20 protein-coding genes and 1 pseudogene are annotated in these 20,528 nt (G+C 66.8%); 11 read left to right on the top strand and 10 right to left on the bottom strand.

Annotated elements, in window-relative coordinates; translation table 11 throughout:
• The first annotated feature begins 1 nt into the window (after nucleotide 1).
• The 7 genes from accB to BM43_RS26345 all read left to right on the top strand — a co-directional run bounded on the left by accB (nucleotide 2) and on the right by BM43_RS26345 (nucleotide 6,235).
• Nucleotides 2-472 (top strand): acetyl-CoA carboxylase biotin carboxyl carrier protein, encoded by a 471-nt coding sequence (gene accB / locus BM43_RS26375; RefSeq protein ID WP_013696593.1) that lies wholly within the window; start codon nucleotides 2-4, stop codon nucleotides 470-472.
• 55 nt (nucleotides 473-527) lie between these two features.
• The gene (accC, locus tag BM43_RS26370) at nucleotides 528-1,895 is read left to right on the top strand and encodes an acetyl-CoA carboxylase biotin carboxylase subunit (protein WP_013696592.1); all 1,368 of its coding nucleotides are present in this window, start codon (nucleotides 528-530) and stop codon (nucleotides 1,893-1,895) included.
• 2 nt (nucleotides 1,896-1,897) lie between these two features.
• On the top strand, nucleotides 1,898-2,800 hold the full coding sequence (prmA, locus tag BM43_RS26365; RefSeq protein ID WP_036048320.1) for a 50S ribosomal protein L11 methyltransferase: 903 nt from the start codon (nucleotides 1,898-1,900) through the stop codon (nucleotides 2,798-2,800).
• A gap of 43 nt (nucleotides 2,801-2,843) precedes the next feature.
• On the top strand, nucleotides 2,844-4,121 hold the full coding sequence (locus BM43_RS26360; protein ID WP_036048323.1) for a zinc-ribbon and DUF3426 domain-containing protein: 1,278 nt from the start codon (nucleotides 2,844-2,846) through the stop codon (nucleotides 4,119-4,121).
• A 76-nt stretch (nucleotides 4,122-4,197) separates the two neighbouring features.
• Nucleotides 4,198-4,701 (top strand): thiol peroxidase, encoded by a 504-nt coding sequence (gene tpx, locus BM43_RS26355; RefSeq protein WP_036048326.1) that lies wholly within the window; start codon nucleotides 4,198-4,200, stop codon nucleotides 4,699-4,701.
• Between the two features lie 96 nt (nucleotides 4,702-4,797).
• The gene (locus tag BM43_RS26350; RefSeq protein WP_013696588.1) at nucleotides 4,798-5,736 is read left to right on the top strand and encodes a carbohydrate kinase family protein; all 939 of its coding nucleotides are present in this window, start codon (nucleotides 4,798-4,800) and stop codon (nucleotides 5,734-5,736) included.
• A gap of 22 nt (nucleotides 5,737-5,758) precedes the next feature.
• Nucleotides 5,759-6,235, top strand: coding sequence for an outer membrane lipoprotein (locus tag BM43_RS26345; protein WP_013696587.1), 477 nt, complete (start codon nucleotides 5,759-5,761; stop codon nucleotides 6,233-6,235).
• A gap of 239 nt (nucleotides 6,236-6,474) precedes the next feature.
• Here BM43_RS26345 and BM43_RS39440 read toward each other — a convergent pair whose 3' ends face one another.
• The 8 genes and pseudogenes from BM43_RS39440 to BM43_RS26315 form a co-directional block, all read right to left on the bottom strand.
• Nucleotides 6,475-7,080, bottom strand: a complete 606-nt coding sequence (locus BM43_RS39440; protein ID WP_013696586.1) for a histone H1-like DNA-binding protein — start codon at nucleotides 7,078-7,080, stop codon at nucleotides 6,475-6,477.
• Nucleotides 7,081-7,108: 28 nt separating this feature from the next.
• Nucleotides 7,109-7,436: pseudogene (locus tag BM43_RS42355) on the bottom strand (hypothetical protein).
• A 76-nt stretch (nucleotides 7,437-7,512) separates the two neighbouring features.
• On the bottom strand, nucleotides 7,513-8,736 hold the full coding sequence (locus BM43_RS26335; RefSeq protein WP_036038894.1) for a ribonucleotide-diphosphate reductase subunit beta: 1,224 nt from the start codon (nucleotides 8,734-8,736) through the stop codon (nucleotides 7,513-7,515).
• A 63-nt stretch (nucleotides 8,737-8,799) separates the two neighbouring features.
• Nucleotides 8,800-9,054, bottom strand: a complete 255-nt coding sequence (locus BM43_RS40815; protein WP_144417696.1) for a hypothetical protein — start codon at nucleotides 9,052-9,054, stop codon at nucleotides 8,800-8,802.
• Nucleotides 9,055-9,091: 37 nt separating this feature from the next.
• Nucleotides 9,092-12,073 carry a ribonucleoside-diphosphate reductase subunit alpha gene (locus BM43_RS26330; protein WP_036048329.1) on the bottom strand — a complete coding sequence of 994 codons (2,982 nt, stop codon included), beginning with the start codon at nucleotides 12,071-12,073 and terminating at the stop codon, nucleotides 9,092-9,094.
• Between the two features lie 461 nt (nucleotides 12,074-12,534).
• Nucleotides 12,535-13,119, bottom strand: coding sequence for a 1,6-anhydro-N-acetylmuramyl-L-alanine amidase AmpD (gene ampD / locus BM43_RS26325; protein ID WP_013696582.1), 585 nt, complete (start codon nucleotides 13,117-13,119; stop codon nucleotides 12,535-12,537).
• Entirely contained in the window at nucleotides 13,116-13,436 is a 321-nt protein-coding gene (locus tag BM43_RS26320) for a PP0621 family protein (RefSeq protein WP_036048331.1), read from the bottom strand. The genes ampD and BM43_RS26320 overlap by 4 nt, the downstream gene beginning before the upstream one ends.
• 13 nt (nucleotides 13,437-13,449) lie before the next feature.
• Nucleotides 13,450-14,352: a cytochrome C assembly family protein gene (locus BM43_RS26315; RefSeq protein ID WP_013696580.1), complete on the bottom strand. Its 903-nt coding sequence runs from the start codon at nucleotides 14,350-14,352 to the stop codon at nucleotides 13,450-13,452.
• 87 nt (nucleotides 14,353-14,439) lie between these two features.
• On the opposite strand from BM43_RS26315, the gene ffh reads away from it, so the two are divergent.
• Entirely contained in the window at nucleotides 14,440-15,807 is a 1,368-nt protein-coding gene (ffh, locus tag BM43_RS26310) for a signal recognition particle protein (protein WP_025096834.1), read from the top strand.
• A 142-nt stretch (nucleotides 15,808-15,949) separates the two neighbouring features.
• Nucleotides 15,950-16,501, top strand: a complete 552-nt coding sequence (locus BM43_RS26305; protein ID WP_025096835.1) for a hypoxanthine-guanine phosphoribosyltransferase — start codon at nucleotides 15,950-15,952, stop codon at nucleotides 16,499-16,501.
• 94 nt (nucleotides 16,502-16,595) lie between these two features.
• Here the strand turns inward: BM43_RS26305 and BM43_RS26300 are convergent, their stop codons facing one another.
• Nucleotides 16,596-17,195: a MarC family protein gene (locus BM43_RS26300; protein ID WP_013696577.1), complete on the bottom strand. Its 600-nt coding sequence runs from the start codon at nucleotides 17,193-17,195 to the stop codon at nucleotides 16,596-16,598.
• A 39-nt stretch (nucleotides 17,196-17,234) separates the two neighbouring features.
• On the bottom strand, nucleotides 17,235-18,971 hold the full coding sequence (locus tag BM43_RS26295) for a proline--tRNA ligase (RefSeq protein ID WP_036048334.1): 1,737 nt from the start codon (nucleotides 18,969-18,971) through the stop codon (nucleotides 17,235-17,237).
• Between the two features lie 231 nt (nucleotides 18,972-19,202).
• Here BM43_RS26295 and BM43_RS26290 point away from each other — a divergent pair, with 231 nt between their 5' ends.
• Both BM43_RS26290 and BM43_RS26285 read left to right on the top strand, forming a co-directional pair.
• A complete protein-coding gene (locus BM43_RS26290; RefSeq protein ID WP_013696575.1) occupies nucleotides 19,203-19,838 on the top strand; it encodes an RNA pyrophosphohydrolase in 636 nt (211 codons plus the stop codon).
• A 79-nt stretch (nucleotides 19,839-19,917) separates the two neighbouring features.
• Entirely contained in the window at nucleotides 19,918-20,487 is a 570-nt protein-coding gene (locus BM43_RS26285) for a CNP1-like family protein (RefSeq protein ID WP_042283838.1), read from the top strand.
• Nucleotides 20,488-20,528 lie beyond the last annotated feature (41 nt).

Raw genomic sequence — 20,528 nt, 5'->3', positions numbered from 1 at the left:
GATGGACCTTCGCAAGCTGAAAACCCTGATCGACCTCGTCTCCGAATCCGGCATCTCCGAGCTGGAAGTCACGGAAGGCGAAGGCAAGGTGCGTATCGTCAAGAACGCGCCGCCGGTCTACGTGCAGCCTGCCAGCGGCTACGCTCCGCAGGTGGGCGCCCCCGCGCCGGCAGCCGCGGCCCCGCTCGAAGGCGCCGCTCCGGCAGCCGCGGCGGCGCCCGCCCCGGCCGCGCCGCAGGGCCACGTGGTCACCTCGCCGATGGTCGGCACCTTCTACCGCGCGCCCTCGCCGGGCGCCGATCCGTTCGTGCAGGTCGGCGACACGGTCAAGGAAGGCCAGACCATCTGCATCATCGAAGCGATGAAGCTGCTCAACGAGATCGAGTCGGACAAGGCGGGCGTCGTCAAGGAAATCCTCGTCGAGAACGGCCAGGCGGTCGAATACGGCCAGCCGCTGTACGTGATCGGCTAAGGCCGAGTGCGCCGCCCCGCGCCAGAGCGCGTCACCGGAAAGACGAATACCCGCTATGTTTGAAAAAATCCTCATTGCCAATCGCGGCGAGATCGCCTTGCGCATCCAGCGCGCGTGCCGCGAACTCGGCGTCAAGACGGTCGTCGTGTACTCGGAAGCCGATAAGGAAGCCAAGTACGTGAAGCTGGCCGACGAGGCGGTCTGTATCGGCCCGGCCCCGTCGAACCTCAGCTACCTGAACATGCCGGCGCTGATCAGCGCGGCCGAGGTGACCGACGCGCAAGCGATCCACCCCGGCTACGGCTTCCTGTCGGAGAACGCCGACTTCGCCGAACGCGTCGAGCAGTCGGGCTTCACCTTCATCGGCCCGCGTCCGGACACGATCCGCATGATGGGCGACAAGGTGTCCGCCAAGCAGGCCATGATCCGCACCGGCGTGCCCTGCGTGCCGGGTTCGGAAGGCGCGCTGCCGGAAGATCCCAAGGAAATCGTCAAGATCGCGCGCGCGGTCGGCTATCCCGTCATCATCAAGGCGGCGGGCGGCGGCGGCGGGCGCGGCATGCGGGTGGTGCACACGGAAGCGGCGCTGGTCAACGCGGTCAACATGACCCGCGAGGAAGCCGGCCGGGCCTTCGGCAACCCGCAGGTCTACATGGAGAAGTACCTCGAGAACCCGCGCCACATCGAGATCCAGGTGCTGGCCGACGCGCACAAGAACGCGCTCTGGCTCGGCGAACGCGACTGCTCGATGCAGCGCCGCCACCAGAAGGTGATCGAGGAAGCGCCGGCGCCCGGCATCGCGCGCCGCCTGATCGACCGGATCGGCGACCGCTGCGCCGACGCCTGCAAGAAGATGGGCTACCTCGGCGCCGGCACCTTCGAGTTCCTCTACGAGAACAACGAGTTCTACTTCATCGAGATGAACACGCGCGTGCAGGTGGAACACCCGGTCACCGAGCTGATCACGGGCGTCGACATCGTGCAGGAACAGATCAAGATCGCCGCCGGCGAGAAGCTCACGCTGCGCCAGCGCGACATCCAGTTCCGCGGCCACGCGATCGAGTGCCGGATCAACGCCGAGGATCCGTTCAAGTTCACGCCCTCGCCGGGTCGCATCACCTCCTGGCACACGCCGGGCGGCCCCGGCATCCGCGTCGATTCGCATGCCTACAACGGCTATTTCGTGCCGCCCAACTACGACTCGATGATCGGCAAGCTGATCGCCTACGGCGCAACGCGCGAACAGGCGATCCAGCGCATGCGCATCGCGCTGTCGGAAATGGTGGTCGAGGGCATCCAGACCAACATCCCGCTGCACCGCGAGCTGATGCTGGACTCGAAGTTCGTGGAAGGCGGCACCAGCATCCACTATCTCGAAGGCCGGCTCGCCGCGAAGCAGCAGGTCGCGCCGGAAGAGGCCTGAGCATGAGTTACCGGGAACTCGTCGTCGAGCTCGCGCGCGAGCATGCCGAAGCGCTCTCCGATGCGCTGATCGAGCTCGGCGCGCTGTCGGTATCGGTGGAGGACGCCGATGCCGACACGCCCGACGAGCAGCCGCTGTTCGGCGAACCCGGCCTCACGCCCGAGCGCACCGCCTGGCAGCATTCGCGCGTGATCGCGCTGATCGCCGAGGCGCATGACCCGGCGGTGCTGCTGGCGGCCGCCGCCAACGAGATCGGGCTCGACGCCGCGCCCGCGCATGCGGTGCGCGAGGTGGAAGAACAGGATTGGGTGCGCGTCACCCAATCGCAATTCGACCCGATCCCGATCGGCGAGCGGATCTGGGTGGTGCCCTCCTGGCACGACGCGCCCGATCCCGATGCGCTGGTGCTCGAACTCGATCCGGGCCTGGCCTTCGGCACCGGCAGCCACCCGACCACGCGGCTCTGCATGGAATGGCTCGAGCAGACCGTCGAGGCCGGCCAGTCGGTGCTCGACTACGGCTGCGGCTCCGGGATCCTGGCGATCCTCGCCAAGAAGTGCGGCGCGGGCCAGGTGATCGGCATCGACATCGACCCGCAGGCGGTCGAGTCGGCGCGCCACAACAGCGAACGCAATCGCGCCGAGGTCAGCTATGGCCTGCCCGACGATTGTCCGGCCGGCGAATTCGACATCGTGGTCGCCAACATCCTGTCGAACCCGCTCAAGCTGATGGCTTCGATGCTCGCCTCCAAGGTCAGGCCGGGCGGCCGCATCGCCCTGTCGGGGGTGCTGGCGCGGCAGGCGGAGGAAGTCGCCGCCGTCTATGCGCGCTATGTCGACATCTCGGTCTGGCGCGAGCACGAAGGTTGGGTATGCCTCGCCGGAACCCGGCGGGAAAGCCATTAGAATAGGCGCTGTCCATCACTCCGGCCCCGCTGCCCGGCTGACCATGCCACTCGCGACGCGCTGCCCCCACTGTGAAACCGTCTTCCGGATTCAGCCGGAGCACCTGACGCTGCATGGCGGGCTCGCGCGTTGCGGACACTGCCAGCAGGTGTTCGACGCCGCGCACTCGCTGGTCGACCCCGATCCCGAGCTGGCCCCGGCCATCGTCGAAACCACGCCCGCCGCCGCGGGCACGCCGCCGCAACCGCCGCGCGTGTTCTCGGCCACCGCGCCGCAAGCCACGCCCGCGCAAGCCGCCGACGGCAATTTCACGCCGGGCGCCTGGGACATGTGGGCGCCCTGGCTCGACGGCGGCATCGATCCCAGGCTACGCCACAACAGCGGCAATACCGACGCCACGCCGCTGGTGCCGATCGCGGCCGTGCCCGCGGGCGAGGTGCCGGCCAGCGAGGCGGGCCTGATGCGCGGCGCGCCGGCGGCAGCCGGCCCCGCCGCGGCCTCGATCGACGATCCCGCCGGCCATGCCGATGCGAACGCCGCCGCGAGCGCGACGCTCGCTCCCGCGCACACGGCCAGCGCCGCCGATATCGCCGCGCTGGTCGCCGCCCTGCCGCGCGACGCGGCCGAGCCCTCGCTGGGCGCGGCGCCCTCGCCCGTCGATACCGACATGGCCGAACCGCAAGCCGATGATGTCCGGGTCCACCTCGCACCGCGCAGCGCCACGCCGCCCGAGGCCGAACCCTTCGCCGCCGAACCGGAAGCGGACGGCCGAGTCCATTTCGCGATGACGCGCGAATCGCCCGCCGCCGCGCGCGGCAGCTTCGGCCGGCAGGTGCTGGGCGGTTTCCTCGCCGGCCTGCTGCTGGTCCTGTTCCTGGGCCAGTTGGCCTGGTGGCTGCGCGAGCCCTTGCTGGCGCGCTGGCCGGCCGCGCAACCGCTGTTCGCGCAGGCCTGCGCCACGCTCGGCTGCACCCTCGAGCCGCCGCGCGCGATCGACGGGCTGCGCCTGGGCGCCTCCGACCTGCGCCAGCTCGACGGCCCGCGCGTGCTGGAACTGAAGGTGCCGCTGTCGAATCACGCGAGCATCGCGCTGGCCTGGCCGTCGATCGAACTGACCCTGCTCGATGCCTCGAACCAGGTCGCCGCGCGCCGCGTGCTGCCGCCCGCCGACTACGTGCGCCCCGGCACGCCGCTCGGCGCGGGCCTGGCTGCCGGCGCCACCGAGACGCTGTTCGTGCGCATCGACACGGCGCCGGGCGCGGCCGACGGCGCGCCCGGCATCGCCGCCTCGAATTTCCGCGTACAGATTTTCTACCCGTAAGCGCACGGCGCGCCGCGAGAGGCGCGCCGGCCTCAACCTCGGCGTCCTCGCGACGCCCCCTCTTCGGAGTACGAATATGAGCAAAGTCACCCTGGGCGGCAACCCGATCGAGCTGGCCGGCAGCTTTCCGGCCGTCGGCTCGCAAGCCCCCGACTTCAAGCTGGTCGGCCAGGATCTCGGCGAGCTGACGCTGGCGAGCTTCGCCGGCAAGCGCAAGGTGCTGAACATCGTGCCGAGCCTAGACACGCCGACCTGCGCGACCTCGACGCGCAAGTTCAACGAAGCCGCCAGCAAGCTCGCCGACACGGCGGTGGTGGTGGTTTCGGGCGACCTGCCGTTCGCGGCCAAGCGCTTCTGCACCACCGAGGGCCTGGCCAACGTGTCGACCGCCTCGACCTTCCGCAGCGGCCGCGACTTCGCCAATGCCTATGGCGTCGACGTCACCAGCGGCCCGCTGAACGGCCTGACCGCGCGCGCGGTGGTGGTCATCGACGCGAACGACAAGGTCGTCTACACGGAACTCGTCGAAGAGATCAAGAACGAGCCGAACTACGACGCCGCGCTTGCCGCGCTGAAGTAAGTTCTGCCACCGGATCCGGCCGTACGCGCGCCCTGCCTCGGCACGGCGCGCGTCACTCTCATCTGCAGCAGTCCCAACCACTGAACAGGAACGACCTTGGCTACGCTGATTTGCGGTTCGATCGCCTACGACAACATCATGACCTTCGAAGGGCGGTTCCGGGAGCACATCCTGCCCGATCAGGTTCACCTCATCAACCTGAGCTTCCTGGTGCCGACCATGCGCCGCGAGTTCGGCGGCTGCGCCGGCAACATCGGCTACGCCCTGCACGCGCTGGGCGGCGAGGCCCGCGTGATGGGCACGGTCGGCGCGATCGACGCACAGCTCTATCTCGACCGCTTCGACTCGCTCGGCCTGTCGCGCCAGTTCGTGCGCGTGGTGCCCGACACGCATTCGGCCCAGGCGATGATCACCACCGACCTGGACAACAACCAGATCGCCGCCTTCCACCCGGGCGCGATGATGCAGTCGCACCTGAACCACGCCGGCGAGGCGCAAGGCATCAAGCTCGCGATCGTCGGCCCGGACGGCTTCCAGGGCATGGTCCAGCACGTCGAGGAGCTCGCCAAGGCTGGCGTGCCCTTCGTGTTCGATCCGGGCCAGGGCTTGCCGCTGTTCGACCGCGACACGCTGCGGCGCAGCATTGAACTTGCGACCTATCTGGCTGTCAACGATTACGAAGCCAAACTGGTAAGCGACAAGACGGGCTGGTCCGAAGACGAGATCGCGAGCCGGGTCCAGGCCCTGATCATCACGCGCGGCGAACATGGCGCCACGATTCGTCACCGCGACGGCACCGAGCAGATCCCGGTCGTGCAGGCCGAGAAGATCGTCGATCCGACCGGTTGCGGCGATGCCTTCCGCGGCGGCCTGCTGTACGGGATCGAGAAGGGACTGGACTGGGCGACCACCGGCCGCCTCGCGAGCCTGATGGGATCGATCAAGATCGCTCACTCGGGCCCGCAGACGTACACGCTGGGCCGCGCGGAAATCCTGTCCCGCTTCAAGACCGCGTTCGGCTACAGTATCGAATGAGATTTGTTGGAGAAAACCACACATGCTGACCAGGAAAACCCTCACGCTCGCCGCGATGATCACCGCCTCGGTATCGCTCGCAGGCTGTTTCACGCCGCCGGGTTCCGCCGATGTCTATAGCGCCAGCCAGGCGCAGCGCGAACAGACGGTACGCCTCGGCACCATCGAGAGCGTGCGCGCGGTGCGTATCGAGAGCGATACTGGCGCCGGTTCGACGCTCGGCACGCTCGGTGGCGGCGCGCTCGGTGCCGTGGCCGGCAGTGCGATCGGCGGCGGTAAGGGCTCGATTCTCACCGCGATCGCCGGCGGCCTCGCCGGCGCGGTCGCGGGCAATGCGATCGGCCAGGGCATGAGTTCGGCCAACGGTGTGGAAATCACCGTGCGCCTCGATAACGGCGATCTGCGCTCGATCACGCAGGCCGCCACGCCGGAAGTGTTCCGTGCAGGCGATCGCGTCCGTCTGCTGTCGAGCGGCGGCGTGACTCGCGTCACGCACTGAGCGAGGAGACCTCAGCGCGCGGCGACAGCCGCGATATCCAGCGCATACGCGATTCGTTTCGCGTATGCGTTTTTTTTGCGCGCGCGAATCCCGCAGCGGGATGAGCCGCGAAGGCCGCACCGAGCGACACGCATAAAAAAATCCCGCCACCGGGAACCGGTAACGGGATTCGAGCGGGCCGAGGCATCGACCCGATACTGCATTGACTACGGCTTGTGTCGTATCGACGCGAAGGTCGATTACGGACGGCTGCCGGTCGGGAACGGCCAGGCCGCTGCCGGGTTCAGCGCGGTCTTCGCGCCCGAAGCCGGAGCCACCGATGCCGTTGCGGTCGTCGTCGCCGGAGCAGCGGCAGCCTTCTTCGCTGCAGCCTTCTTGGCAGGGGCAGCCTTCTTGGCGGGCGCGGCCTTCTTCGCCGGCGCAGCCTTCTTGGCAGCAGCCTTCTTCGCCGGCGCGGCCTTCTTCGCGGCAACCTTCTTCACCGCTGCCTTCTTCGCCGGTGCTGCCTTCTTGGCGGCAACCTTCTTGACCGCAACCTTCTTCGCTGCGGCCTTCTTGGCTGCCGGCGCCTTCTTGGCGGCGACCTTCTTCACCGCTGCCTTCTTGGCCGGTGCTGCCTTCTTCGCGGCAACCTTCTTCACCGCGACCTTCTTCGCTGCAACCTTCTTCGCAGCAGCCTTCTTGGCCGGTGCAGCCTTCTTCGCAGCAACCTTCTTCACTGCGACCTTCTTCGCCGCGACCTTCTTCACGGCTGCCTTCTTCGCCGGTGCAGCCTTCTTCGCGACCGGTGCGGCCTTCTTCGCTGCTGCCTTCTTGGCAGCCGGTTTCTTCTTGGCAGTTGCCATCATTTTCTCCTTCAGGTTCAGATGAGAGTCAGTTCAAACTACACCCTTCGTCAAAACCCGTTTCTCGCGGACGTGTGTTCAGAACGCGCGCTACGAAGCGGGCTATTCATCGGCGTACGCTTCGCAATCGCGCTTACGCTAATGAATACGGTAAGGCGCGCCGTGCCCTGCGGCACCGCGCGCCAGATCAAGTCGGCAGCCGGCGCGCCTCGCGCCGTCGCCCCGAATCGCTTGATAAAGGCGGGAGGCCCCTGGCCTGCCGCCTTTTCCGGAGGGAAGTTTGCCCATCCCACTGAAGGGTTCGCAAAGTGCCTGTCATGTCTGTGCGCCGCACCGGCGCAGGCCATCCTTTGCATCAGGCGTTCTTGCTCCTAAACCTTGGACCGGGCTCGCGCCCGGCGGATACATCCTTGCTCGCGATGTCGCGCCCGGTCATTCCCAGGACAGCGCGCCGCCCGTCTGATACTCGATCACGCGCGTCTCGAAGAAGTTCCGCTCCTTCTTCAAATCGATCATCTCGCTCATCCACGGGAACGGATTTTCCTCGTTCGGGAACAGCGCGTCGAGACCGATCTGCTGGCAGCGGCGATTCGCGATGAAGCGCAGGTAGCTCTTGAACATCGAGGCATTCAGGCCGAGCACGCCACGCGGCATGGTGTCTTCGGCGTAACGGTATTCGAGCTCGACCGCGTGCTTGAACAGTTCGCGGATCTCGGCACGGAACTCCGGCGTCCACAGATGCGGGTTCTCGAGCTTGATCTGGTTGATCAGGTCGATGCCGAAATTGCAGTGCATCGACTCGTCGCGCAGGATGTACTGATACTGTTCCGCCGCGCCCGTCATCTTGTTCTGGCGGCCGAGCGCGAGAATCTGCGTGAAGCCGACGTAGAAGAACAAGCCTTCCATGATGCAGGCGAACACGATCAGCGACTTCAGCAACTTCTGGTCCGCTTCCGGCGTACCCGTCACGAACGCCGGATCGGTCAGCGTGTGGATGAACGGGATCAGGAATTCGTCCTTGTCGCGGATCGAGGTGATCTCGTGGTACGCGTTGAACATCTCGCCTTCGTCCAGGCCGAGCGATTCGACGATGTACTGATAGGCGTGGGTGTGGATCGCTTCCTCGAAGGCCTGGCGCAGCAGGAACTGCCGGCACTCGGGCGCCGTGATGTGGCGGTAGGTGCCCAGCACGATGTTGTTGGCGGCCAGCGAGTCGGCGGTCACGAAGAAACCGAGGTTGCGCTTGACGATCCGGCGTTCGTCCTCGGTGAGGCCGTTCGGATCCTTCCACAGCGCGATGTCGCGGGACATGTTGATTTCCTGCGGCATCCAGTGGTTCGCGCAACCCGCCAGATACTTCTCCCACGCCCACTTGTATTTGAACGGCACCAACTGATTGACGTCGGTCTTGCCGTTGATGATGCGCTTGTCGGCGATATTGACTCGCTCCTGCGAGCCTGCCGCGCTCGCTTGCGCCGGTGCATACGGAGCGACCGCGAGGTCGCCCTGGAAAATGTCGCGCACCGAAGGAGCCTGATGAGCGGCAGACGCTGCGGCCTGCACACCGACGGCCATTCCGGCGGGGGAGCGCATCGTGTTTTGCTGCGCTCCGCTCGCGGGAGTTACGGCCGCCTTCTCGTCATCCCAGTTGAGCATAAATTCTCACCATCAATTTAGAACGGTTTGTACCATCTTTTCCTGAGCGATAAAAGGGTTCGCTCACGAAAAATCCTGTTTTCGATTCGCGTTGCGACCTCGATACAACACTTTGCGAGGCGAGCGATCGATCGCGATGTGTGTATCGCGAGTGATGCCGTGTGTCTGGAAGATCGCGCGATGCGCGTCGACGTTGCGATCGAGCCGGCTCGATCTTCCTGTTGGGGGCGTTCGCGAACCCGTCGCCGGGTTCGCAAGATACGGATTCCTTATCCGTTTGTAGTCGAGGTCGGCGCGCAGTTCAACCATCGATGTCATCGCGCGCCGCCTTCGCTTCACTGCGTGATGCCGCGCGTTACTGGCAGGCCTCGCATTCCTCGAAGCCCGGGTCGCCCGGACGCATGGTGCAGACCGGGCCGTCGGCCTCGATCGGTGCGGCGCTGAGCGCGCCCGTCGGCGCCGCGCCGCCCGCTGCGCCGAAGCTGCCGGCGCCTTGCGCGCCGCCCGCCGAGCCGCCGCCCATGCCGCCGGAGCTCGGCACCGCGTTCAGCGCGCCGTGCGCCACCGTCGACTTTTCGACGTGGGTGGCCGCCATCGTGCGCAGGTAGTAGGTGGTCTTCAGGCCGCGTACCCAGGCGAGCTTGTAGATCTCGTCGAGCTTCTTGCCCGAGGCGCCCGCCATGAAGATGTTGAGCGACTGCGCCTGGTCGATCCACTTCTGGCGACGCGAAGCCGCCTCGACCAGCCACTTCGGGTCGACCTCGAAGGCGGTCGCGTAGATCGCGCGCAGGTCGGCCGGGATCCGGTCGATGCGCGAGAGCATGCCGTCGAAGTACTTCAGGTCGGCGACCATCACCTCGTCCCACAGGCCGCGTTCCTTCAGGTCGCGCACCAGGTACTCGTTGACCACCGTGAACTCGCCCGACAGGTTCGACTTCACGAACAGGTTCTGGAAGGTCGGCTCGATGCAGGGCGAGACGCCGATGATGTTCGAGATGGTGGCCGTCGGCGCGATCGCGATGCAGTTCGAGTTGCGCATGCCGTGGACCGAAATCCGGCCGCGCAGCGAGGTCCAGTCGAGCGATTCGCTCATGTCGACCTCGACGTAGCCGCCGCGCGCCTCTTCCAGCAGCTTCAGGGTGTCCTGCGGGAGGATGCCGCGATCCCACAGCGAGCCGTTGTAGCTCGAGTAGCGGCCGCGCTCCTCGGCCAGCTCGGTCGACGCCCAGTAGGCGTAGTAGCAGACCGCTTCCATCGAGCGATCGGCGAACTCGACCGCCGCGTCCGACGAGAACGGCGTGCGCAGCAGGTGCAGGCAGTCCTGGAAGCCCATGATGCCCAGGCCGACCGGGCGGTGCTTGAGGTTCGAGTTACGTGCCTTGGCGACCGCGTAGTAGTTGATGTCGATGACGTTGTCGAGCATGCGCATCGCCACGCTCACGGTGCGCTTGAGCTTGTCGTGGTCGAGCGCGTAGCTGCCGTCCGCCTGCTTGGCGAGGTGGGCAACCAGGTTGACCGAACCCAGGTTGCAGACCGCGATTTCCGAGTCGCTGGTGTTGAGCGTGATTTCCGTGCAGAGGTTCGACGAGTGCACCACGCCGACATGCTGCTGCGGGGAACGGATATTGCAGGGATCCTTGAACGTGATCCACGGATGGCCCGTCTCGAACAGCATGCCGAGCATCTTGCGCCAGAGCTGCGCCGCCGGGATCTTCTTGAACAGCTTCAGCTCGCCGCGCGCCACCTTCTCCTCGTAGCCGAGGTAGGCCGCCTCGAACTCGGCGCCGAACTTGTCGTGCAGGTCCGGGCAGGTCGAGGGCGAGAACAGCGTCCAGTCGCCGCCTTCCATGACGCGCTTCATGAACAGGTCGGGAATCCAGTTCGCCGTGTTCATGTCGTGGGTGCGGCGGCGGTCGTCGCCGGTGTTCTTGCGCAGCTCGAGGAATTCCTCGATGTCGAGGTGCCAGGATTCCAGGTACGCGCAGACCGCGCCCTTGCGCTTGCCGCCCTGGTTCACGGCCACCGCCGTGTCGTTGACCACCTTCAGGAACGGCACCACGCCCTGCGACTTGCCGTTCGTGCCCTTGATGTGCGAGCCCAGCGCGCGCACGCGCGTCCAGTCGTTGCCCAGGCCGCCCGCGAACTTCGAGAGCAGCGCGTTTTCCTTCAGCGCTTCATAAATGCCGTCGAGATCGTCGGCGACCGTGGTCAGGTAGCACGACGAGAGCTGCGAGCGGCGCGTGCCCGAGTTGAACAGGGTCGGCGTCGAGCTCATGAAGTCGAAGCTCGACAGCACATTGTAAAACTCGATCGCGCGCGCTTCGCGGTCGATCTCGTTGAGCGCGAGGCCCATCGCCACGCGCATGTAGAACGCCTGGGGCATCTCGATGCGGGTGCCTTCGACGTGCAGGAAGTAGCGGTCGTACAACGTCTGCAGGCCGAGGTAGCCGAACTGCAGGTCGCGGCTCGCGTCGAGCGCCTCGCCCAGGCGCACCAGATCGAACTGCAGCAGCTTGTCGTCGAGCAGCTCGGCTTCGACGCCGCGCTTGAGGAACTGCGGGAAGTATTCCGCGTAGCGTGCCTGCATCTCGCCCTGCGCGACTTCCTCGCCGAGGATCTCGCGGCGGATCGTGTGCAGCAGGATGCGCGCCGTCACCTGGCTGTAGGCCGGGTCCTTCTCGATCATGGTGCGCGCGGCCAGGATGGCCGAATCGTAGACCTGGCTCAGCGGCACGCCGTCGTACAGGTTCTTCACCGTCTCGGCGACGATCGGATCGGGATTGACGGCGCTGCCCAGGCCCTCGCAGGCGGCGGCGACCAGGCCGTGCAGCGCCTTCATGTCGAGCGGGCGGCTCACGCCCTTGTCGGTCACGGTCAGGCCCGAGCTGCCGGCCGGCGTCTCGACCGGCGCGTCGCTATGGGCGCGCTCGAGGTGACGCTTCTCGCGGTACAGCACGTAGGCGCGCGCGACGTTGTGCTCGCCGCCGCGCATCAGGGCAAGCTCGACCTGATCCTGGATGTCCTCGATATGGAAGGTGCCGCCGTTCGGGCGGCTGCGCAGCAGCGCGCGCACGACGCTCTGCGTCAGTTGCTCGACGAGCTCGCGCACCCGAGCCGACGCGGCGCCCTGGCCGCCGTTGACCGCGAGGAAGGCCTTGGTGACGGCGATCGCGATCTTCGAGGGCTCGAACGCCACCACGCTGCCGTTGCGGCGGATCACCTTGTAGTCGGCGAACGTCGCCTGCGGCGCGAGCGCGGGCGCGCCCTGCGAAGCCGTGCCAAGAGGGCGGCTCTGGGCGCTCTCGAATTGGGACGTCCCGGTGTCGGTCGTTTGCATGTGCAAAGCTCCTGGTGCTGGATGGTGCGGAGGGATCCGCGGATTTGAACGATTAACGCGCAGTGCGGGGCGCGGGCAGCAGAACGCAAAAGCGGCATGGGCCGCGCGATACCGAGAAGTCGACGTCTGTTTTCGTCATGCGTATCGCGCCCCCTTGCCGCTTGTGTCTGCGCTGTCGCGGCGTGCCGTGCCTGGACGGACGCCGCGCTGAGAATTCCTCCGGCATTCGCTGCCGGCTGGAGCGGATCGCCCTGGTGGTGCCCGCTCTCTTAACACTATATCTAGTGAGAAACCCTTCAACTGGCACCAAGTATAGTGGACGATCGAACGATCTCAAAATGGAAAATTCGACAGAAATTGCGCCCTTCCCGCTTGACATCGAGCGAGTGCAGACGGGGATTGGGATCGGCCCCGATCGCGCTGCGGCGCGTCAGTGCGACGCGCGCGGGAAGACCCCGCGCTTAACGAAGGTAAGGAAACGATGCGCTCGAAAGTCCGGCATCGCTCGCGTAGCGTTGCCAATCGAAGCAAGGGCCGGGATCGGTCTTGCGGCCCGGCGCGATGTCGGCGTGGCCGGCAATCGCCTCGATCGGATAGCGCGCCGCCAGCGCGCGCGTGAGCGTGGCCAGCGTCGCGTACTGGGTCGCCTCGAAGGGGCGCTCGTCGGTGCCCTCGAGCTCGACGCCGATCGAGAAATCGTTGCAGCGCTCGCGGCCGAGGAAGTTCGACGGGCCGGCATGCCAGGCGCGCGCGTCGCAGGACACGAACTGCACCAGCTCGCCGTCGCGGCGGATCAGGAAGTGGGCTGATACATGCAGGCCGCGCAGGTTCGCGTCGAACCACGGATGCGCGTCGCAGTCGAGCCGGTTCTGGAACAGCGCCTCGATCGCGTCGCCGCCGAATTCGCCGGGCGGCAGGCTGATGTTGTGCACCACCAGCAGGGTGGGCGGCACGCCGTGCGCGGGCCGCGCCTCGTGGTTCGGCGAGGGTGCGTGGCGCGCGCCGCTCACCCAGCCGTCGGCGCCGACCCGCAGCGTGTCGCTCACGACGCGTCGCGGCCGGCCGAGCTGGTCTGGCGCGCCGCGTGCTCGGGACAGCAGAAGTACTCGCCGGCCGCCGCGATCGCCTCGCCCTTGGGCGTGTGGACGCCGCACACGGCGCAGCGCACCATCGGCTCGGGCAGCGAGGCGGGCCGCCTGGCCGCAGGCTGCGCGCCGCCACCGAAGCCTGGCCCGCCGGCACCGCGTGCCGAGGAGCCGGCGGCGGCGCCGTCGCGCCCGGTGCGCTCCTGCGCCTGGCGCAGCTTGCGCGCGAGCCAGGAGCCGGCGAAGAACAGGAGGATCAGCAGAAGAAGGTTACGCATCGGAATCAGGCCATCAGACCACGGAACGGTGCAGCAGCACCTCGAGCACGAAGCGGCTGCCGACATAGGCGAGCAACAGCGCGCCGAACGAGGCTAGCACCCAGCGCGCGGCACCGCGTCCGCGCCAGCCGGACAGCCGGCGCGCGACGAGGATACCGCCGAACATGAACCACGAGAGGATCGCGAACACCGTCTTGTGGTCGAAGCGCAGCGCACGCGCGTCGACCTGCTCGCTGAACAGGATGCCCGAGGCGAGCGTCAGCGTGAGCAGGACGAAGCCGGCGCCGATCAGGCGGAACAACAGCTTCTCGAGCGTGAGCAGCGGCGGCAGCGTCTCCAGCCAGCCGGCCAGGAAACCCGCCGACTCGATCCGGCTGCCCTGGCGCAGCGCGTGCAGGCGACGCTCCACCATCAGCATCAGCACCGCGTGCAGGGCCGCGATCGCGAACAATCCATAGGCGATGTTGGCGATCAGGAAGTGCATCTTGAACAATGGCGCGGCCGCATAGGGCAGCACGCGCACGCCGCCGAAGCCGAGCGGCAGCAGCGAGGCCACGCAGGCCAGCGGCAGCACCAGCAGGCGCAGGCTGTCGAGCGGGAAGAAGAAGCTCTCGATCCAGTAGATGCCGGCACCGAGCCAGAACATCGCCGAGAGCGCGAACGCGAAGCCGAACAGCATCGCGTCGTGCGGGAAGATGGTGGCGTGCAGCAGCACGCCGTGCGAGACCAGGGCCGCGAACAGCAGCGCGCGGCCGGTTCCGCTCACCCCGGACGCAGCGGACGGACGCGTCTCGCGCGGCACGGCCGGCACGCTCGCGACCAGCGGCTGCGCCAGGCCGGAACGGTGCGCCCGCCATCCCGCGACGGACAGGCCGCCGTACAGGAGCGCGGTGAGGGCATACAGTACAATATCCATGTTCGAAGTTTACACTAGGCCCCTCGCCTGCGACGGCTGTCAATATAGCCGACGCGCGCCTTCGGGCCCCACTGTCCATCGCTCCCCATGCTCGACAATCTCACCCAACGGATGGCGCACGTCGTCAAGACGCTGCGCGGCGAAGCCCGTCTCACCGAGGCGAACACGCAGGAAATGCTGCGCGAGGTCCGGCTCGCGCTGCTCGAGGCCGACGTCGCGCTGCCCGTGGTCCGCGAATTCATCGCCAAGGTCAAGGAGAAGGCGCTCGGCGAGGAGGTGCTCAGCAGCCTGTCGCCGGGCCAGGCGCTGGTCGCCGTGGTGCAGAAGGAACTGACCGCCGTGATCGGCGGCGACTACGAGGGCAAGGCCGCCGAGCTGAACCTGGCCGTCACGCCGCCGGCCGTCATCCTGATGGCGGGCCTGCAGGGCGCGGGCAAGACCACCACGGTCGGCAAGCTCGCCAAGCTGCTGCGCGACAAGCAGAAGAAGAAGGTGCTGACGGTGTCCTGCGACGTCTACCGTCCCGCCGCGATCGCCCAGCTCAAAACGGTGAGCGAACAGGTCGGCGCCGACTTCTTCGCCTCCACCCCGGACCAGAAGCCGGTCGAGATCGCGCGCGCCGCGCTCGACTGGGCCAAGCGCCACTACCACGACGTACTGATCGTCGACACGGCCGGCCGCCTCGGTATCGACGAGGCGATGATGAAGGAGATCGCCGAGCTGCACGCGGCGATCAACCCGGCCGAAACGCTGTTCGTGGTCGACGCGATGCTGGGTCAGGATGCCGTCAACACCGCCAAGGCCTTCAACGACGCCCTGCCGCTCACCGGCGTGGTGCTCACCAAGCTCGACGGCGATTCGCGCGGCGGCGCGGCGCTGTCGGTGCGCCACATCACCGGCAAGCCGATCAAGTTCGTCGGCGTGGCCGAGAAGCTCGACGGCCTCGAGGTGTTCCACCCGGACCGGATGGCGAACCGGATCCTCGGCATGGGCGACATCCTCGCCCTGGTCGAGGAGGCGCAGCGCGGCGTCGACATGAAGGCCGCGCAGAAGCTCGCCGACAAGGTCAAGAAGGGCGGCGACTTCGACCTCAACGATTTCCGCGCGCAGATCTCGCAGATGAAGAACATGGGCGGGCTGTCCTCGCTGATGGACAAGCTGCCGGCGCAGTTCCAGCAGGCCGCGGCCGGCGCCAACATGGGCCAGGCCGAGAAGCAGATCCGCCGCATGGAGGGCATCATCAACTCGATGACGCCGGCCGAGCGCGCCAAGCCCGAGCTGATCAAGGCCACCCGCAAGCGCCGCATCGCCGCCGGCGCCGGCGTGCCGGTGCAGGAGGTCAACCGGATGCTGAACCAGTACGACCAGATGCGCACCATGATGAAGAAGCTCAAGGGCGGCAACATGCAGAAGATGATGCGCGGCCTGAAGGGCATGATGCCGGGCCTGCGCTGATACTTTCCCGCCCCCACGCGGCGCGATGCGCGGTATATCCTATTAGCGCATCGCCCGCCGGCCCGAGCGCGGGCCGCCCCGGACGGCCCGCATGCGAGCCCGCCGGGCCGTTTCCGATTTTTCCGATCGCACCTCAGAACACATGAACCGCGAAGAAGCTCTCCAGATATTCCAACACTCCGAACAGATCGTCTCCGCCGACGAGGTCAACGCGTCGATCGCCCGGATGGCTTCGGCGATCCGCGCCGAGATCGGCGACGCGTTCCCGCTCGTGCTGTCGGTGATGGGCGGCGCGGCCGTGTTCACGGGCATGCTGCTGCCCCATCTCGACTTCCCGCTCGAGTTCGACTACATCCACCTGACGCGCTACCGCAACACCACCCAGGGCAGCCCCGAGATGCACTGGCGCGTGGCGCCGCGCGAATCGGTGAAGGACCGCATCGTGATCGTGCTCGACGACATCCTCGACGAGGGCGAGACCATGGCAGCGATCCGCGACCGGATCCTCGACATGGGCGCCAAGCGCTTCCTGTCGGCGGTGCTCTGCGAGAAGACGCTGGCCAAGGCCAAGCCGCTGCATCCCGATTTCTGCGGTTTCTCGGTGCCGGATCGCTACGTGTTCGGCTGCGGGATGGACGCCAAGGGCTACTGGCGCAACCTGCCGACGATCCGCGCGCTGACCGCCCAGTTCTGAGCGGCGCGCAGGCGCCTCGCGCCGCAAAACGAAACGGCTCGCGTTTTCACGCGAGCCGTTTTTCATTCCAGGCGCAACCCGCCTCGGGTGCAATCTACAGCTGGTGCACGAAGGCGCGGATGCCGGCCAGGATCATCTCCACCGAGATCGCCACCAGCACCAGCCCCATCAGCCGCTCGAAGGCCATCACGGTGCGCTCGCCGAGCCAGCGCTGGATGCGCTCGGCCAGCACCAGCACGATCGCGCAGACCAGCATCGTCACCGTCAGCGCGCCGACCCACTCCATGGTCTTGCCGGGCGCCTGCGAGGTCAGCAGCATCACGGTGGCCAGCGCCGAGGGGCCGGCCAGGGCGGGAATCGCGAGCGGCACGATGAAGGGCTCGGCGCCGCGCGGATCATTGCCGAAGGCGCCGTCCGGGTGCGGGAAGATCATCCGCAGCGCGATCAGGAACAGCACGATCCCGCCGCCGATACGCAGGGACAGGTCGGTCAGGCTCATCATCCGCAGGAAGCGGTCGCCGACCACCATGAACAGCAGCAGGATGGTGAAGGCGATCGCGATCTCGCGCAGGATCACGCGCACGCGGCGCGGCCCCGGCACATGGCGCAGCGCGGCGATGAACAGCGGGATATTGCCGAGCGGATCCGTGATCAGGATCAGCAGCACCGTCGCGGACACGAAGTTGTATTCCATGTTTGACTCCGGCTGCGCGCCGCGACGGCGCGGGCGCCTTCAGCGCGCGAGCGCCTCGCGGACCTTCTCGATGACGGTCAGGGCGGCGCCTTCGGCCGGCAACAGGCTGGCTTCGGTATCGCGGCGGCCCTGGTACTCGATCTTGCCATCCTTCAGGCCGCGCTCGCCGATCACCAGGCGATGCGGCACGCCGATCAGCTCCCAGTCGGCGAACATCACGCCCGGGCGCTCGCCGCGATCGTCGAGGATCACGTCGATGCCGGCAGCGAGCAGGTCCGCGTGGAGCTGGTCGGCGGCATTGCGCACCGCCTCGCTGCGGTCATAGCCCATCGGACAGAGCACCACCTCGAACGGCGCGATCGATTCGGGCCAGATGATGCCCTTGTCGTCGAAGTTCTGTTCGATCGCGGCGCCGAGGATCCGCGTGATGCCGATCCCGTAGCAGCCCATCTCCATCGGCTGGGGCTTGCCGCCCTCGTCGAGGAAGGTCGAGCCCATCGCCTTCGAATACTTGGTGCCGAGCTGGAACACGTGGCCGACCTCGATGCCGCGGCAGATGTCGAGCACGCCCTTGCCGTCCGGCGAGGGATCGCCCTTCTGCACGTTGCGCAGGTCGGCGACTTCCGGTTCCGGCAGGTCGCGGCCCCAGTTCACGCCGGCGATGTGGTAATCGACCTCGTTGGCACCGACCACGAAATCGCTCATGTTGGCGACCGTGCGATCGGCGATCACCTTGACCGGCTTCCGGGTACCGATCGGGCCCAGGTAGCCCGGCGGCGTGCCGAACCATTCGACGATCTCGGCTTCGGTCGCCATCCGGTAGCCAGCCAGTCCCGGCAGCCTGGAGGCCTTGATCTCGTTGAGATCGTGGTCGCCGCGCAGCATCAGCAGCCAGATGGTGGGCTCGGCGCCCTCGTTCTCGGTGGCGACGATGATCGACTTGATGGTGCGTGCCAGGGGGATGTCGAGCAGTTCGGCGACCGCCTCGCACTTGGCCTTGCCGGGCGTGGCGACCTTGGCCATCGCCTCGGCCGGCGCCGCGCGGCTGGCGATCAGCGGCAGCGCCTCGGCGGCCTCGACGTTGGCGGCGAACTCCGAGCTCGGGCAGTAGGCGATCGCGTCCTCGCCGGTGTCGGCGATCACGTGGAACTCATGCGAGCCGCTGCCGCCGATCGAGCCGTTGTCGGCCGCCACCGCGCGGAACTCCAGGCCGATGCGCGTGAACACGCGCACATAGGCGTCGTACATCTTGCGATACGACTCCTTGAGGCCGGCCTGGTCCTTGTCGAAGGAATAGGCGTCCTTCATGATGAATTCGCGCCCGCGCATCACGCCGAAGCGCGGACGGATCTCGTCGCGGAACTTGGTCTGGATCTGGTAGAAGTTCACCGGCATCTGCCGGTAGCTCTTGATCTGGTTGCGCGCGATGTCGGTGACCACTTCCTCGTGCGTCGGTCCGATCACGAAGTCGTTGTCCTTGCGGTCCTTGATGCGCAGCAGTTCGGGGCCGTATTGCTCCCAGCGCCCCGATTCCTGCCAGAGCTCGGCCGGCTGCACCGCCGGCATCAGCAGTTCGATCGCGCCTGCCCGGTTCATCTCCTCGCGCACGATCGCCTCGACCTTGCGGATCGAGCGCAGGCCGATCGGCAGATAGTTGTAGATGCCGCCGGCGACGCGGCGAATCATGCCGGCGCGCACCATCAGCTTGTGGCTGACGATCTCGGCGTCGGCGGGAGCTTCCTTCAGGGTGCCGATAAAGAAACGGGAGGCTTTCATGCGGACAGTTCCAGAAACGACGGCCCAATCCGGGCCGCCAGAAAAAGGCGAAATGGGGTGGATGATCATGCGCGACGAGCGACCAGCAGGCGCTTGCGGCACAGATGACTTAGCAGACTAATCAGGGACAGTGTAGCTGACGCAGCTCGCCGAGATTCGGTCCGTTGCGGTGCGCGGCGCCCGTTATCTGTTTATAATCAAAGCAATTTTAAAGGATTCGAAGGTGGTTGTATGCTGGATCGTGAAGGCTTTCGCCCGAACGTCGGCATCATCCTGCTGAACGCGCACAATGAGGTGTTTTGGGGCAAACGGCTTCGTGAGCATTCCTGGCAATTTCCGCAAGGGGGCATCAAGTATGGTGAGACCCCGATGCAGGCGATGTTCCGGGAACTGCATGAGGAAACCGGCCTGCTCCCCGAGCACGTCAAGATCATCGGTCGCACGCGCGACTGGTTGCGTTACGAGGTGCCTGACAAGTTCATCAAGCGCGAAGTCCGCGGGCATTATCGCGGACAGAAGCAGATCTGGTTTCTGCTGCGGATGGTCGGACGCGACTGCGACATTTGTCTGCGTGCCACCGACCACCCGGAGTTCGACGCCTGGCGCTGGAACGAGTACTGGGTGCCGCTCGACGCGGTGATCGAGTTCAAGCGGGATGTGTATCAGTTGGCGCTGACGGAACTGTCGCGCTTCCTGCGCCGGCCGGCGCAGCGGCCCGACAGCAACAAGGTGCGCGCCCTGCGGGCGACGCGCTATCCTCGCGTGATCGGCTCCCAGCCGTTCGACGCTTCGCAGGTCTGTTCCGAAGTCGAGCCGGGCGCCAGCGCGCTCGACGAGACGCCGGGCGGTTTCCTGCTGCGCGACTGATCCCGGCCGACCGGGGTAGGAATCGAGGCATGTCCGGGCGCGGCAGCGTTTGCCGCGCCCTTTTTTCGAGGTGTGCAATTTGAAATCGTTCGCTTTCGCCGCGGCGTCGCTCGCCGCGGTTGCCGTGCTGGCCGGCTGCGCCCATTCCAAGACATCGAGCGAGCCGTCCAACAAGGACGACAGCGCGTTCGTCTACCTGCTCGACCGCCAGCCCAGCTGGAAGGAAAACACGGTCGATACGCTCCCGCCCCTGCCGCAGCCGTCCAACCTGCTGCCCTTCGAGGTCTCCCAGAACACGCCGCTGAAGTTCTTCGTCGATGCCAGCTCGCTGAGCGTGGGCACCGACGGCATCGTCCGCTACACCTCGGTGATCACCAGCCCGGCCGGCGCGCGCAACGTGATCTACGAAGGAATCCGCTGCGACACCTACGAATGGCGCCAGTACGCGGCGCTCAACGCCGACCACAACGGCTGGGACCGCACCGTCGAGACCGACTGGCAGCGCATCGAGAACGGCAACCTGAATGCCTATCGCGCCGCGCTCTACCAGGATTACTTCTGCTCGAACAAGATGCCGGCCGCCAAGACCAGCACCATCATCGACAACCTGCGTGCCCATCGCACCATCCTGAACCAGCAGGTGCGCTGAGACACCGCCGATCGAGCGACTACCGCTTGCTCAATGAAAAA

Source organism: Burkholderia gladioli, assembly GCF_000959725.1.
GTDB lineage: Bacteria > Pseudomonadota > Gammaproteobacteria > Burkholderiales > Burkholderiaceae > Burkholderia > Burkholderia gladioli.
The sequence above is the reverse complement of the archived record's forward strand: the minus strand, read 5'-3'. Positions and strand labels throughout refer to the sequence as shown.

What these genes read in the sequence shown, in the direction of transcription:
- BM43_RS26330 (WP_036048329.1), bottom strand. Translation starts at nt 12,073, where the DNA reads ATGCAAACGACCGACACCGGGACGTCCCAATTCGAGAGCGCCCAGAGC.
- BM43_RS26305 (WP_025096835.1), top strand. Translation starts at nt 15,950, where the DNA reads ATGAACCGCGAAGAAGCTCTCCAGATATTCCAACACTCCGAACAGATC.
- BM43_RS26335 (WP_036038894.1), bottom strand. Translation starts at nt 8,736, where the DNA reads ATGCTCAACTGGGATGACGAGAAGGCGGCCGTAACTCCCGCGAGCGGA.
- prmA (WP_036048320.1), top strand. Translation starts at nt 1,898, where the DNA reads ATGAGTTACCGGGAACTCGTCGTCGAGCTCGCGCGCGAGCATGCCGAA.
- accC (WP_013696592.1), top strand. Translation starts at nt 528, where the DNA reads ATGTTTGAAAAAATCCTCATTGCCAATCGCGGCGAGATCGCCTTGCGC.
- BM43_RS26290 (WP_013696575.1), top strand. Translation starts at nt 19,203, where the DNA reads ATGCTGGATCGTGAAGGCTTTCGCCCGAACGTCGGCATCATCCTGCTG.
- BM43_RS26320 (WP_036048331.1), bottom strand. Translation starts at nt 13,436, where the DNA reads ATGCGTAACCTTCTTCTGCTGATCCTCCTGTTCTTCGCCGGCTCCTGG.
- BM43_RS26345 (WP_013696587.1), top strand. Translation starts at nt 5,759, where the DNA reads ATGCTGACCAGGAAAACCCTCACGCTCGCCGCGATGATCACCGCCTCG.
- BM43_RS26360 (WP_036048323.1), top strand. Translation starts at nt 2,844, where the DNA reads ATGCCACTCGCGACGCGCTGCCCCCACTGTGAAACCGTCTTCCGGATT.
- BM43_RS26300 (WP_013696577.1), bottom strand. Translation starts at nt 17,195, where the DNA reads ATGGAATACAACTTCGTGTCCGCGACGGTGCTGCTGATCCTGATCACG.
- accB (WP_013696593.1), top strand. Translation starts at nt 2, where the DNA reads ATGGACCTTCGCAAGCTGAAAACCCTGATCGACCTCGTCTCCGAATCC.
- BM43_RS26315 (WP_013696580.1), bottom strand. Translation starts at nt 14,352, where the DNA reads ATGGATATTGTACTGTATGCCCTCACCGCGCTCCTGTACGGCGGCCTG.
- tpx (WP_036048326.1), top strand. Translation starts at nt 4,198, where the DNA reads ATGAGCAAAGTCACCCTGGGCGGCAACCCGATCGAGCTGGCCGGCAGC.
- BM43_RS40815 (WP_144417696.1), bottom strand. Translation starts at nt 9,054, where the DNA reads ATGACATCGATGGTTGAACTGCGCGCCGACCTCGACTACAAACGGATA.
- BM43_RS39440 (WP_013696586.1), bottom strand. Translation starts at nt 7,080, where the DNA reads ATGGCAACTGCCAAGAAGAAACCGGCTGCCAAGAAGGCAGCAGCGAAG.
- BM43_RS26295 (WP_036048334.1), bottom strand. Translation starts at nt 18,971, where the DNA reads ATGAAAGCCTCCCGTTTCTTTATCGGCACCCTGAAGGAAGCTCCCGCC.
- ffh (WP_025096834.1), top strand. Translation starts at nt 14,440, where the DNA reads ATGCTCGACAATCTCACCCAACGGATGGCGCACGTCGTCAAGACGCTG.